Origin of the sequence: Ensifer sp. ENS07 (assembly GCF_014852185.1) — a bacterium.
Classification (GTDB): domain Bacteria; phylum Pseudomonadota; class Alphaproteobacteria; order Rhizobiales; family Rhizobiaceae; genus Ensifer; species Ensifer adhaerens.
On sequence record NZ_JACVBE010000017.1, the window covers coordinates 105,320 to 118,807 of the forward strand.

At 63.9% G+C, this 13,488-nt stretch carries 14 protein-coding genes; 2 read left to right on the plus strand and 12 right to left on the minus strand.

Translation table 11 applies throughout. From position 1 onward, the window contains the following. Positions 1 to 4: 4 nt before the first annotated feature. From IB277_RS33255 to speB, 11 genes are all read right to left on the minus strand, one after another. The gene (locus IB277_RS33255; RefSeq protein WP_060520347.1) at positions 5 to 568 is read right to left on the minus strand and encodes an NADPH-dependent FMN reductase; all 564 of its coding nucleotides are present in this window, start codon (positions 566 to 568) and stop codon (positions 5 to 7) included. 182 nt (positions 569 to 750) lie between these two features. Next, entirely contained in the window at positions 751 to 1,704 is a 954-nt protein-coding gene (locus IB277_RS33260; RefSeq protein WP_060583000.1) for a ring-cleaving dioxygenase, read from the minus strand. 158 nt (positions 1,705 to 1,862) lie between these two features. Beyond that, on the minus strand, positions 1,863 to 2,642 hold the full coding sequence (locus tag IB277_RS33265) for a carbon-nitrogen hydrolase family protein (RefSeq protein ID WP_090298259.1): 780 nt from the start codon (positions 2,640 to 2,642) through the stop codon (positions 1,863 to 1,865). Next, the gene (locus tag IB277_RS33270) at positions 2,639 to 3,439 is read right to left on the minus strand and encodes an ABC transporter permease (protein ID WP_034798857.1); all 801 of its coding nucleotides are present in this window, start codon (positions 3,437 to 3,439) and stop codon (positions 2,639 to 2,641) included. Before IB277_RS33270 ends, IB277_RS33265 begins: the two co-directional genes overlap by 4 nt. Next, positions 3,436 to 4,290 (minus strand): ABC transporter permease, encoded by an 855-nt coding sequence (locus tag IB277_RS33275; protein WP_060605215.1) that lies wholly within the window; start codon positions 4,288 to 4,290, stop codon positions 3,436 to 3,438. The genes IB277_RS33270 and IB277_RS33275 overlap by 4 nt, the downstream gene beginning before the upstream one ends. Then, on the minus strand, positions 4,287 to 5,324 hold the full coding sequence (locus tag IB277_RS33280) for an ABC transporter ATP-binding protein (protein WP_110819507.1): 1,038 nt from the start codon (positions 5,322 to 5,324) through the stop codon (positions 4,287 to 4,289). The genes IB277_RS33275 and IB277_RS33280 overlap by 4 nt, the downstream gene beginning before the upstream one ends. A 121-nt stretch (positions 5,325 to 5,445) precedes the next feature. After that, positions 5,446 to 6,525, minus strand: a complete 1,080-nt coding sequence (locus IB277_RS33285) for a PotD/PotF family extracellular solute-binding protein (protein ID WP_034798862.1) — start codon at positions 6,523 to 6,525, stop codon at positions 5,446 to 5,448. Between the two features lie 73 nt (positions 6,526 to 6,598). Further along, positions 6,599 to 7,246 carry an amino acid ABC transporter permease gene (locus IB277_RS33290; protein WP_034798864.1) on the minus strand — a complete coding sequence of 216 codons (648 nt, stop codon included), beginning with the start codon at positions 7,244 to 7,246 and terminating at the stop codon, positions 6,599 to 6,601. Next, positions 7,243 to 7,911 (minus strand): amino acid ABC transporter permease, encoded by a 669-nt coding sequence (locus tag IB277_RS33295; RefSeq protein WP_034798866.1) that lies wholly within the window; start codon positions 7,909 to 7,911, stop codon positions 7,243 to 7,245. The genes IB277_RS33290 and IB277_RS33295 overlap by 4 nt, the downstream gene beginning before the upstream one ends. 60 nt (positions 7,912 to 7,971) lie before the next feature. Next, positions 7,972 to 8,766 carry a transporter substrate-binding domain-containing protein gene (locus tag IB277_RS33300; protein WP_110819505.1) on the minus strand — a complete coding sequence of 265 codons (795 nt, stop codon included), beginning with the start codon at positions 8,764 to 8,766 and terminating at the stop codon, positions 7,972 to 7,974. Positions 8,767 to 8,858: 92 nt separating this feature from the next. Further along, on the minus strand, positions 8,859 to 9,920 hold the full coding sequence (gene speB / locus IB277_RS33305) for an agmatinase (RefSeq protein ID WP_034798870.1): 1,062 nt from the start codon (positions 9,918 to 9,920) through the stop codon (positions 8,859 to 8,861). A gap of 224 nt (positions 9,921 to 10,144) precedes the next feature. Here speB and IB277_RS33310 point away from each other — a divergent pair, with 224 nt between their 5' ends. Both IB277_RS33310 and IB277_RS33315 read left to right on the plus strand, forming a co-directional pair. After that, complete coding sequence (locus IB277_RS33310) at positions 10,145 to 11,191, plus strand: LysR substrate-binding domain-containing protein (protein WP_034798872.1); 1,047 nt, start codon at positions 10,145 to 10,147, stop codon at positions 11,189 to 11,191. A gap of 18 nt (positions 11,192 to 11,209) precedes the next feature. After that, the gene (locus tag IB277_RS33315) at positions 11,210 to 12,388 is read left to right on the plus strand and encodes an aminotransferase (RefSeq protein ID WP_090298268.1); all 1,179 of its coding nucleotides are present in this window, start codon (positions 11,210 to 11,212) and stop codon (positions 12,386 to 12,388) included. Positions 12,389 to 12,466: 78 nt separating this feature from the next. Here IB277_RS33315 and IB277_RS33320 read toward each other — a convergent pair whose 3' ends face one another. Further along, the gene (locus IB277_RS33320) at positions 12,467 to 13,312 is read right to left on the minus strand and encodes a DMT family transporter (RefSeq protein WP_090298271.1); all 846 of its coding nucleotides are present in this window, start codon (positions 13,310 to 13,312) and stop codon (positions 12,467 to 12,469) included. Between the last annotated feature and the right edge of the window lie 176 nt (positions 13,313 to 13,488).

Genomic DNA, 13,488 nt, shown 5'->3' on the forward strand with positions numbered 1-13,488 from the left:
CAGACTACCGCGCTCCCTCAGCGCCGGCAAAATCCGCAAATGCCTTGACGAAGGCGGCGAGCCGGTCGCGGGCGTCCGTGTCCGTCAGCGTCCCCGCCTCATCGAAAAGCGTATCCGCCTTGGGCAGCATCAGGCGCTTGCCGGACCAGAGCTCGGCGCCGAGCGTGCGCATGACGGGCAGCCAGGCGTTCTGGCTGAGAATGGTGCCGAAATTGCCGGGCGAGCTGCCGGCAAGCGCAAAGGGCCGACCGCGAAACACCTTGGCGATATCGGCGGAAGGCCGGCTCATCCAGTCGATCGCGTTCTTGAACACGCCGGGGATGGAGTTGTTGTATTCCGGCGTGAACAGGATGACGCCGTCGGCAGCCATCACCTTTTGCTTCAGCGCCGTCACGGCGTCCGGAATGCCGCTCTCCTTTTCGACATCGCCGTCATAGAGCGGAATTCCGTGCAGCGTCGCGGTGTCGAATTCGACGCCACCAGGCGGGTTTTCCGCGGCCGCCCGCATCAGGCCGGTGTTGAACGACGCCTTGCGCAGGCTCCCGGAAATGCCGAGGATTTTTGTCATGAGGTCTGGTCCTTTTCCAAGTCCTTGCGGGCGCGCCTCGAAGCGCGAGGCGGGATGCCATCGACATAGGCAACGCAACAGCTGTCATGATGGGTCCGCGCGGAACCGATGTCCAACGGGATCAGAGGGATAGAGACAAAAAAGCCGGGGACGAGCCCCGGCTTTTCGTTGGGATCAGACCGTTAGACGAGCGGCTTCAGCCGGGCCTCGATCTGCGCGCGCTTCGGCTCCAGGAACGGCGGCAGAGACAGGCTCTCACCGAGCGTTTCCATCGGCTCGTCGACGGCAAAACCGGGACCATCGGTCGCGATCTCGAAGAGGACGCCGTTCGGCTCGCGGAAATAGAGCGAGCGGAAATAATAGCGCTCGACCTCGCCGCTCGACGGCAGACGGAAGCCGTTAAGCCGTTCCGTCCACTCCGTCAGCGCCGCATTATCAGGCGCCCGGAAGGCGACGTGGTGCACGGCACCGGCGCCCTGACGCGCGATCGGCAATCCCGGTTGGACGGCCACGTGCAGTTCGGCCGCAGGACCGCCCTCGCCCATGGTGAAGACGTTGACTTCCCCCTCGCCGTCCGGCGACGGATAGGTGCGGGCCTTGCTCATGTTCATCACATGCGTCAGGACGAGTTCGGTGTTCGTGATGTCAGGCACGCTGATGGTGATCGGTCCGAGGCCCTTGATCTGGCGCTCGGCCGGCACCGGGCTCTTTTCCCAGGGGTGTGAGGGCGCAAGCCCGCCGTCGTCGACCAGCCGGAAACGTTGGCCTTCGCCATCCTCGAAATCAAGCGCGGTGCGGCCATCGATCTCCGTGACCTCTCCACTCGTGACCTTGAGTTCGTCGAAGCGGTCCTTCCACCAGCGAACGGTTTCGGCGCTGCCGACCCTCAGACCCGTGCGCGAAATGCTGTGCGTGCCGCGCCCTTCCGGCCCGACCGGCCAGTCGAAGAAGGTCAAGTCCGTGCCGGGCGTGGCGCGCCCGTCGGCATAGAAGAGGTGATAGGCGGTGGTGTCGTCCTGGTTGACGGTTTTCTTGACCAGCCGCAGCCCGAGCGTCTCGGTGTAGAAGCGCAGGTTTTCCGGTGCGTTGGCGGTGATCGCCGTCAGGTGATGGATCCCAGTCAGTTGCAAGCTCATGATTGCCTCCAATGCGTTGGCATTGCTGTTGAGCCCAATATGGGATGCCGCATCGTTTCCGACAGTAGACCAATAGAGAACAGAACGTTCTCCTCAGGTGACAACAAACGGCCCGTCCGCGCTGCCATCGCTGAGGCGCAACGGCGATCGAGGCGCGCTCAGCGGCGATTGAGATCGCCGAGATAGGTGTTTTCAAGGCGGGAGATTGCGTAGGCCTTGGGGTCGATGTCGACGAGGAGCACGGCTTCCTGCCCAGACCCCGCCTTGGCGAGCAACTGCCCGTCGGGTGCTGCAATGCGCGACAGCCCGGCGAAGGAGAACAGCGAGTCCGAACCACAATGGTTGATGTAGGCGACGAACACCTGGTTCTCGAAGGCGCGCGTCTGGATCATGTGCTCGGCGATGAAATCGCCGGACCAGCCCGCCGGCAGCGCCGTCGGCACCAGCACGGCCTCGGCGCCGGCGAGCGCCAGCCGCCGCACATTCTCCGGAAACTCGACGTCGTAGCAGATCAGCATGCCGCAGGTGACGCCACGATGTGTGAAGAGCCGCGTCGACGGCTCCGGCGCGCGGAAGATCGAACGCTCATAGTCGCCGTAGAGATGGGACTTGCGGTAGACGACCGGCGCGGCATCGCCATCGACATAGACGGCGCTGTTATAGACGTCGTCGCCGTCGCGCTCGGCAAAGCCGGCGATGAGCGCAATGCCCGTCTCAGCGGAAATCGCCTTGAGGCGCTGAACGATCGCGCCATCCGGCGCCTCGGCGAGCGCTGTCAACGCCTCGCCGGCGCCATAGCCGGTGACGCCGAGTTCGGGCGTCAAAAGCAGCGTCGCCCCTTGTCCTGCAGCTTCCGCCGCGGCACGGGCAATGCGGTCAAGATTGGCGGCGACGTCACCCGCCGCCGATTGCATCTGGAGGGCGGCGAGTTTCATCATTTTCCATCCGACGACATGGCGCCAAGCAGCTTCGGCAGGTCGCCGAAACGGGCGACGAGGCTGAAGATCACCGCGGCGGTCGTGACGAAGAGTACCGTCACCGACGCCATGGTCGGCGTATAGCCGTAGCGCAGCGCATTGAAGATCTTGATCGGCAGCGTTTCCACCGTGAAGCCAACCGTCATGTAGGCAACGATGTATTCGTTGAGCGACAGCACGAAGGCGAAGGCGTAGCCCGACACGATATAGGGCAGAATCAGCGGCAGCACGACGGTGCGGAAGATCGTGCGCTCATCCGCCCCCATGGTCGAGGCGGCCTCGACCAGCGAGCGGTCGATCGAGGTGAAACCGAGCGACAACGTCACCAGCGGCAGCGTCACGAAGAAGATTGCGTGGCTGACGACGGCCGTCCACGGCTGGCCGTAGAAACCGACCGTCGCCCAAAAGGTGAGCATGCCGAGCGCGGTGATGACGGGCGGCAGCGTGAACGGCGCGACACCGAGAAGCTGAAAAATGTTCGCCCACGGCGCGATCCGCCGCCACAGGAACCAGGAGAGCGGCAGCGCGATCGCCACCGCAAGCGCCGCCGAAAGCACCGCCAGCGTCACCGAGGCAAAGAGCGCGTTGCGCCATTCCGGATTGAGGAAGATCTCGCCATACCAGGAGAGCGAAAAGCCCTGCGGCGGAAAGGCGAGCGTCTGCTTCTGGTTGACCGAGACGCCGGCAACGACGATCAGCGGCAGCGACAGGAACAGGCCGATCAGGAAGAAGTAGGCCTTGCGGAAGATCGAGGTCATGCCGCTTCTCCCTTGCGTCCGGCAATCACGGTGAGCGCCACGAGCCCGAGCGTGACCAGCACGAGGAACACGGCCATGGCGGCGGCAAACGGCATGTTCGACTGGTAGATCGCCTGGTCGGTGATCAGCACCGACAGCGTCCAGTGCTGCGGCCGGCCGAGAAGCTGCGGCAACAGATAGGAGCCGAGCGCGAAGATGAAGACCATGATCAAGGTGGCGGTGATGGTGTTGCGCAGCGCCGGCACGACCACGGTGAAGAAGGCTTTGAGCGGCGAGGCGCCGAGCGTGCGCGCGGCTTCCGTCAGGGTCGGATCGAGACGCACGAGCGCCGGGAAGAGTACGAGCACCGTATAGGGGAAGGCCTGATAGACCATGCCGGTCAAGACCGCGCCGAAGCTCGGCGTCAAGGCCTTGGCCTGCTCCATGATGCCGAGCGCAACGAGGATGTTGGTGATCCCTGCGGTGCGCGAAAACAGCGTCGACCAGGCAAAGCCGATGATGACTTCCGAGAGCGACAGGATCGACAGGAGCGCCACCAGCCACACGACCTGTACCTTCCGCGCCATGCGCGTCAGCATGTAGGTGAAGGGCAAGGCGAGCACGACGCAGCAGATCGCCACGATGACGGCGAGCATCAGCGAAAAGCCGAGCACACCGCCGAAAAAGACCGAGAGGAAGCGGGCGTAATTGTCGAAGACGAAGGCCGGCGTGTAGAAGCCGCCCTGCTGGCGCTGGAAGAAGCTGACGGCGATCATCGTGCCGAAGGGCACGACGAAGAAGATCGTCAGCATGGCCGCCGGAAAGAGGAGCGGCAGGTAGTCACCAAAGGTTTGGGGCGGTTCGCGTCTCATTTCTTCAGCACCACGCAGACATCGGGTGTGAGCGCGATGCCGACCTCCTGGCCGACGGAAACGTCGGGCCGGGCGCGCGGCGTCGAGACGGCGACAATCTGGTGTCCCGCGATATCGACGAAGGTTTCGATCGTGCCGCCAAGATCGCGCACGAAGGTGACCTTGCCGGTGAGCGCCCCGGCGCCGGGCGCCGTCAGGTGCACGTCTTCCGGGCGGACCGACAGCGTGCCCTTGTTGGCGCCCGCAGGCAGGGCGAGGCCGGGGACGACATGACCGAGCACTTCCGCGCGGCCGGCCCTGTCGGCCTGTACCTCGAGCAGGTTGGTCTGGCCGATGAAGTCGGCGACAAAGCTGTCGGCCGGGCGGCGATAGATTTCGATCGGCGACGCAGCCTGGCGGATCTCGCCGCCGCTCATGACGACGACGGTGTCGGCCATGGTCATCGCTTCGCGCTGGTCGTGGGTAACGACGATGGTGGTGATGCCCAGCTTCTGCTGCAGCTGGCGCAGTTCCACCTGCATCGCCTCGCGCAGCTTCGCGTCGAGCGCCGAAAGCGGTTCGTCGAGCAGGAACAGTTTCGGCGAGATCGACAGGGCGCGGGCGATCGCCACGCGCTGGCGCTGGCCGCCGGACAGCTTGGCGACCGGCCGGTCGGCATAGCCCGAAAGATGGATCATCGACAGAAGCTCGTCGACGCGCTTCTTCTGGTCTTCTTTTGCCGCACCGCGGATGCGCAGGGGGTAGGCGATGTTTTCGCCGACGGTAAGGTGCGGAAACAGCGCCAACGACTGGAACACCATGCCGAGGTTGCGCTTGTGCGTCGGAACCCGGGTGATGTCCTCGCCGTCGAGCCGGATCGCGCCGCCGGTCGGCAGATCAAGCCCGGCGATCATGCGCAGCAGCGTGGTCTTGCCGCAGCCAGATGGTCCGAGCATGCAGACGAAGGTGCCGTGCGGCACCGTCAGATCGACATTGTTGACGGCCCTAAAGGCTCCGAATTCCTTGACGACGTTTTGAAGGGCAAGTCCGGACATTGTTTCTCCGCGAGGATGGTTCCCTCCGCCTCATGGGAGGGTTTCAGGCGGGGAGCGGCTGCAAGGCCCCTCCCCGTCGTTATGCTTGTGGCTCTCCCCGGAGGCCGGGGAGCAGGCCGGATCAGCCGACGATCAGCTCGGTCCACTTCTGGTTCAGCCAATCCGACTTGGTCTGGTAGAGATCGTAGCGCGGAATGATCGGCTCGATATCCGACGAGACGGCTGCGAATTCCTTGTCGGTCAGATCCGTAACCTCGCGCTTGACGGTCGGCGACGTTCCGACCTTGCGCGACAGCGTCGCCTGGATCGAGGGTTGGCACATGTAGTCGATGAAGATATGGGCTTCCTCGGACTTCTGCGAGGCACGCGACAGTGCCCAGCAACCGGAATCCTGAATGCCGCCTTCCTTCGGGAAGGTGGAGCGGACCGGGTGACCGTCGGCAGCAGCAAGGCCGGTGACGTCGTGATAGTACTGGCCCATCGGGATTTCGCCCGACTTCAGCGACTGCTCGAACTGCGCCTCGTCGCGGTACCACAGGCGAACGTTGGGCTTCACTTCGGCAAGCTTGTCGAACGCCTTGAGAAGGCCTTCTTCGGTGTCGAGCGCATTGGTGCCGCCGAAGAACGTCTTGGCCGTCACTTCGAGCAGGAACGAGTTGGAGACGAGCGCGAGCAGGCCGAGCTTGTCGGCGTTCGCCGGATCCCAGAAGGCGGTCCAGGAGGTCGGCGCTTCCTTGTAGACGTCGGTGTTGGTCACCAGCGTGATGTACCAGGAAACCGCGCCGATGCCGGCAATGCGTCCGTCCGGATACTTGTTGACGAAGCGATCAAGCAGGTTCGAGGCATTCTTGATCTTGGCGGTATCGAGCGGCGTCCAGAGATCGGTCGACTGGCCCTTCAGCATCGCGACCTGCGACATCATCGAAACGTCGGCTGGGGCCTGGCCGGCGCGGGCGGCCTGTTCGAGCTGGACGAGCCAGGCTTCACCGGTCGGTTCCGCGATCGACTCGACGGCAATGCCGGTCGCTTTGGTGAATTCCGGGAAGATGTTCTTGTCGAACGAATCCTTGAAGTAGCCGCCATAGACGCCGACCTTCAGCGACTTGTCCTGCGCGCGCAGGATCGACGGCATCGCCAGCATGGAGGCACCGGCAAGGCCGGCGCCGAGCAGCGTGCGGCGCTTGATGGAAGTGGTGATCATTCGCGTTCTCCTTTGTTTCGGCGGTGATCCGCCTTGTTCCCTGTTCTGTTTGATTTCTTGCACATTTTCAGTCTCAGTGCGCGGCTGTTTTGCGCTCCAGCATGCGCGAATATTGTGTCAGCGGATAACACAGCACGAAGAAGATCACCGCGACCAGCCCATAGACCGTGAAAGGTTCGAAGGTTGCATTATTGATCGCATTCGCGGTTCTGAGAAGCTCTTCGAAGCCGATGATCGAGGTCAGCGCCGTGCTCTTGATGAGCTGCACGAGGAAGCCGACGGCGGCCGGCCGGGTGATGGCGAAGGCCTGCGGCAGGATGACGAGCCGCAGTTCCTGCAACCGGTGCAGCCCGAGGCTCGCGCCGGCATCCCACTGCCCGCGCGGCAGTGCCTCGACCCCGCCACGCCAGATCTCGGCGAGATAGGCACTGGCATAGAAGGTCAATCCGAGGGCTGCCGCCGTCCACGGCTCGATGCGGAAACCGAGCATCGGCAGGCCGAAGAACATCAGGAACAGCTGCATCAGGAGCGGTGTTCCCTGGAAGAGCGCGATGTAGCCGGAGCCGAAGCGCCGCGCCCAACGGCGCTCGGAAATGCGCGCTGCAAGGACGGCAAGCCCCACTGCTGCGCCGCCGGCAAAAGCGACGATCGACAGCAGGATCGTCCACCGCGTAGCGAAGATCAGGTTGCGCAGGATGTCCCAGAAGGTGAACTCGATCATGACACGCCCGCTCCAAGCACGCGGCGCCCGCCGGCGACGAACAGCCGCCGAAGCGCCATCGACAGGCCGAGATAGATCAGCGTGACGACGAAATAGGTCTCGAATGAGCGGAAAGTGCGCGCCTGCAGCAGGTCCGCCTCATGCGCCAACTCCCGCACCGCGATCTGCGAGACGACCGCCGATTCCAGCATCATGATGATCACCTGGCTGGTGAGCGCCGGGAAAATCACCTTCAGCGCCTGCGGCAGGATGATCTTGACGAAGACCTGGCGGGGCTTAAGCCCGAGCGCAAACGCCGCCTCGCTCTGCCCCTTCGGCACAGCATCGAGACCCGCACCAACGATCTCGGTCGTATAGGCCGCCATATTCAGCGTCATGGCGACGATAGCCGCGACGATCGGGTCGAGCCGGATGCCGAGGCTCGGCAGGCCGAAATAGATGAAGAACAGCTGCACCAGGAACGGCGTGTTCCTGACGACTTCGACGTAGACGGCCACCGCCTTGCGCAAGACGCCATAGCGGCTGCGACGGGCGGCGGCGAAGAGAATGCTGATCAGGATGCCGAGCACCGTGGTGCAGGCGATCAGGAACACGGTCATGGCCGCGCCATGGGCGATTGCGCCCGCGGCGTCCTTGAGCCAACCGAAGCTGAGGCCGTAGCCCATCGTCGCAACCTTTCCTCAAGCGGGCCGCGAGGGGATTGCCCCCCGCGGCCACCGAGCTTGTTAGTCCTTGAGGTTGTCGGGGTTGAGCGGCGTCTTCAGCCAGGCCTCCGAGCTCGCGTTCAACTTGCCGTCCGAGAGCATTTTGGCAACGGAGTCGTTGACCGCCTTCTTCAGGCCTTCCTCGCTCTTGTTGAGGCCGATATGCGACGGCGAGGTCAGAAGCTGGAACTTCTGCTCCGGTTTCAACGCTTCCTGGCGGGCCAGAACCTGGGCGCCGACGTCGTTGCCGACGACCATCAGTTGTGTCTGACCGGAGATGAAGGCCTGGATCACAGCATTGTAGTTGTCGAAGCGCTGGATGTCGGCATTGGCCGGGGCCGCCTCGGTAAGCGAGGTGTCTTCCAGCGTGCCGCGATTGACGGCGATGGTCTTCTCGGCAAGGTCTTCCTTGCCGGCAACCTTCAGTTCCGCCGGGCCGATGACGGCGATGTAGTAAGGCGCGTAAGCCGCGGCAAAATCGATCACCTCGGCGCGCTCCTTGGAGAAGCCGACGCTCATCAGGATGTCGACGCGCTTGTCGTTGAGATAGGGAATGCGGTTCTGCCCTGTGACGCTGACGAGGTTGAGCTTGACGCCGAGATCATCGGCGATCTGCTGGGCGACATCGACGTCATAGCCCTTGATGCTCATGTCGGCGCTGGCCGAGGAGAACGGCGGGAAGTCGGAGAAGATGCCGACATTGATCTGGCCGGCGGACTTGATATCGGCGAGCGCGTCGGCCCTGGCGATGCCTGCGGCGGCCCCGAGCATCAGGGCGGCGGCGAAGGCTGTCTTCAGTTTTGCATGGATCATCATGGTAATTCCCCTACCCGGAAGCTTTGAGATTGTGCAGTCTGGTGGCCGGCCGCCGTTTCCGGTCCGGCAGCCGACGAACCCTTAGTCAGGTCTCAGGCGGACTTGCCCGTGATCGCCGGGCTGAAGACCATGAGGCTCAGGATTTCGAAGAGCACCTGCGCGCCCGCATGGGCCGTGTTGGTGGTCGAGTCATATTGCGGCGCCACTTCGACGACGTCGCCGCCGACGAGGTTGATGCCCTTGAGGCCACGGATCAATTCCAGCACTTCGCGGGTCGTCAGACCGCCGACTTCCGGCGTGCCGGTACCCGGCGCGAAGGATGGATCGAGGCTGTCGATGTCGAAGGACAGATAGGTCGGGCCGTCGCCGACGATCTTCTTCGCTTTCTCGATGATCGCGGGAATGCCGAGACCGGTCACTTCCTCCGCATGGATGACGGTCATGCCGGACTCGTAGGAGAACTCCCAAAGATATTCGGCCGAACCGCGGATGCCGATCTGCACGACGCGGGTCGGGTCGAGCACGCCGTCGAGCACCGCGTTACGGAACGGACCGCCATGGTGGAACTTGGTGAGGTCGTAGGCGCCGCCGGTGTCGCAATGCGCGTCGATGTGGATCATACCGACCGGGCGCTTCTTGCCGACCGCTTTCAGGATCGGGTGGGTGATCGAGTGGTCGCCGCCGACCGACAGCGGCAGCACGCCGGCATCGACGATCTGGTTGATGCGCTTCTCGATGTCCTCATGGCTGAGTTCCAGCCGGTAGCGGCTCTGGAACGGCACGTCGCCGATATCCGCGACGCGGAGTTCCTGAACCGGCGTGCAGCCGAGCACGTGGTTATAAGGGCCGATACGCTCGATCGAGCGCAGCGCCCGCGGTCCAAAGCGCGAGCCCGGACGGTTGGTGACGCCGAGATCCATGGGAATGCCGACGATCGCCACCTGCAGATTGCCGAAATCCGGGTTCTCCGCGTCGACAGGCATGTGCGGCGCCGTCAGGAAGGTCGGGATGCCGGAATAGGGCGCGAGACGTGTGCCGCTCTTGTTGAAGATCTTGTCGGCGACCTTGCGGAAGGTCGGGTCGAACAGCTCGCCGCCATGGCTTTCGCCATACTTTGCCTTCAGTTCGGCAAGCTTGTTGTCGTTCCAGGCCATCGATTCAATCCTCCGTCTTCCATAGCCTGAGGCATGCGCGCGAAGGCGCCACAGATATCTGTCTGCGGAAGGTGCCGGCTCGTCCGGCGCGTTCATGTTCCCCAGGCGTTTTCGCCTTTGTTGATGAATATTAGGCGGCAATTCCCCTAGAAAATCAATTGACATTGTTATAGCGTTTCGTGTGAGAAAAATTCACATCACAGCAACCGCCGGAACACCCCGATTTGTCCAGCCGCCTGCCTCCCCTCAACCCCTTGCGCGCCTTCGAAGCGACGGCGCGGCGGGGCTCCGTTTCGGCCGCGGCGCGTGAACTCAACGTCACCCACGGTGCGATCAGCCACCAGATCCGCGCGCTCGAACTTTCGGTCAAGGCGGCGCTGTTTGAGCGCGGCGGCAAGCGGCTGAAATTGACGCCGCAGGGCGCATTGCTGCTGCCGGCCGTCACCCACGCCTTTGCCGAAATCGCGGCGGCGACCGCAGCGATGACGCGGCCGACGACGAGCGGCGAACTGCGCATCACCTGCGTCCCGGCGCTGCTTTCCTTCTGGCTGATCCCGCGGCTGCACCTTTTCACCGAGCAATATCCGGACGTGCGTCTGACGCTGATCGCCTCTAACGACGAGGCGTATCTCCACTCGCCCGACGTCGACGTCTGCCTGATCTATGGCGACGGCAACTGGTCCGGCGCCTGGGCCAAGCTCTGGAGCCGTCTCGAACTTTTCCCTGTCGTCAGCCCGACCCTGCTCAACATGCGGCCACTGCGCTCGGTTCGCGACCTGCGCGACCACGTCATGCTGCATGGCGACGATGGCCGCGAATGGAACACCTGGCTTGCGGCGGCGGATGCCAGCGACCTGCAGCGCGGCCAGCAGCATTTCATGAGTGACGCACGGCTTTCGACCGAGGCCGCCCTGCACAACCAGGGCGTCGCGCTCGGCGATACGATTACCGCCGGCAGCCTGATCGCGCGCGGCGAACTGATCGCTCCTTTCGACCTGACGGTGCCCGCCAACGACGCCTTCTTCGTCGCCTGCCGCAACGAGGTGCTGGCGGCACCGATCGTGCGCATCTTCATCGACTGGATGTTCGAAACACTCGAAAGCGACCCGATGCCGGAACTGCAGACATCGGCGCGCACGATTATTCGCAGCCGCACCTCGAAATCCGAGCCGACAGATCGTAAATCGGAGAAGAACGGTTTTCAGCCGGTTTCGGCGCCGAGTCGTGCTCGCCGCACCGATCGTCCGCAGAAACGCAAAGCCAAGGCCTAACCCACAGGAACACCCGTCATGCCGCATTTCAACCCGCTCGTCGAAAAGCTCTCGCCGCCGCCCGTGCCCTCGGTGCTGGCCTGGGCGAAGTCCTACGATGGCTCCCGTGGCCCGCTGATCGACCTGTCGCAGGCAGTGCCCGGCTATCCCGCCCATCCGGACATGCTGGCCTGGCTCGGTGAGGCTGCAGCCTCAACCGCTTACACCGGCTATGGCGCGATCGAAGGCGAAGCGGAGCTGCGTGAGGCCTATGCGGCGCATGTCGCCGGCCTCTATGGTGCCGCGGTCGCCGCCGACAACATCCACATCACCTCGGGCTGCAACCAGGCCTTCATCTGCACGGCAATGGCCATTGCCGGCGCGGGCGATACGATCCTGATGACCAACCCCTATTACTTCAACCAGGAAACGACGCTGTCGATGCTCGGCATCAATGTCGAGCTCGTACCTTGCGATGCCGGCGCCGGCTTCCTGCCGGAGGTCGATGCAATTGCCGCGGCACTTCACCCCGGCATCCGGGCGCTCGCGCTGGTCTCGCCCAACAATCCGACCGGCGCCGTCTACCCGCCGGAGCTGCTCGCCCGCATCCACGAAGCCTGCCGTGCCAAGGGCGTCTGGCTAATCCTCGACGAGACCTATCGCGACTTCCTGCCCGATGCCTCCGCAGCACCCCACGGCCTTCTGGCAACCGAAGGCTGGCAGGATAGCTTCATCGGCCTCTACAGCTTCTCCAAGTCCTTCTGCATTCCCGGCCATCGCCTCGGTGCGATCACCGCCGGCCCTGCCGTCATCGAGCAGGTGACGAAGATCATGGACAACCTGCAGATCTGCGCACCGCGTTCCGCGCAAGCCGCCGTCGCCAAGGCCATACCGGCGCTTGCCGAATGGCGCCAGGCCAACCGCGCCGAGATCTCCGCACGCGCCGATGCGCTTAGGGATGTGATGAGCCGCCTGCCGAAGTGGAAGCTGCAGGCGGTCGGCGCCTATTTCGCCTATGTCCGCCACCCCTTCCCCGACATCGACTCGCAGTTCATCGCCGAGAAGCTGGCCAAACTCGCCGGAGTCGTCTGCCTGCCGGGCGATTACTTCGGTGAGGGCCAGGAGAACTACCTGCGCTTCGCCTTTGCCAACGCGGATGCCGATACGATCCGCAAGCTCGAGGAGCGTCTGGCGAACTTCACGCCGCCGGGTCTCTAAGACTTTGAAATGACGCAATTCCGGACGGAAAACCGTTTCACACTTTTCCTGGAATTGCTCTGAGGAAAGCGCGCGGCGTCATCCGCGCCGCGCGATCAGGATGCCGACAAGGACGATCGCGCCGCCGATCGCCTGCATCAGGCCGACGGGTTCGGCAAGCAGGATCCAGGCGAGGATCGCCGCGACCACTGGCTGCAACAAGAGGGTGAGCGACGAGAAGGCGGGCGGCAGATAGGCGAGTGCATAGGTGATCGCCACCTGCCCGCCGGCATGGCTGACGAAGGCGAGACCGAACAGCATCGCCCAGCCGAACGCGGTCGGCGGCAACAGCGTCGGCTCCGACAGAAGCACGATCGGCAGCATGCAGATGGCAGCCGAGGCCGTACTCCAGACCATGATCCTGATCGTGCTGAACAGGCTGCGCAGCCGGCCGATCGCCAGGATATAGCCGGCATAGAACATCGCGGCGACAACGGCGACGCCATCGCCCAGCAGATTGCCGTCACCAAGCGCCATCGGCCCGCCCTTGAGGGTGACCACACCGACGACTGCCGTCACCAGCCCGATGGCAAAGACAGCGCTGATCCGCGCTCGGAACAACAGCCAACTGGCAAGCGTCACGAAGACGGGCGCGAGATTGGCAAGCAGCGTGGCATTGGCGACTGACGTCTTCGTCAGCGCGTAGTGCCAGGCCGCAAGATCGATGGCGAGAAACACGCCGGGCAGAACCAGCAGCGCGTACTCGGAGAGCTTTTGCGGGCGCCGGTCGTTGGCGCCCTCACCGCGAAACCACGACCAGGCGAGAAGCGGGATCAGCGCCAGTGCCACCCGCCAGAAGGCCGTCGCCATCGGCCCCACCTCGGACAGCCGCACGAAGATCGGCGAACCGCCAATCGCAGCACCGCCGATGAGGAGGGCAGCCATGGCAAGGCGATTTTGGGAGGAAGCGGTGGCGGGTACTGGGGTCAAGGCAATGTCGCTATTCTGCTGGCGGGCGATCTTCGCGCCCTCGACAAGGCAGCTAACAGAAGACCGGCATCGGCGACAGTCGCAATAAATCGCCCACCCGAACAATGGCGGCCGCCCTGCGCAGACAGGGC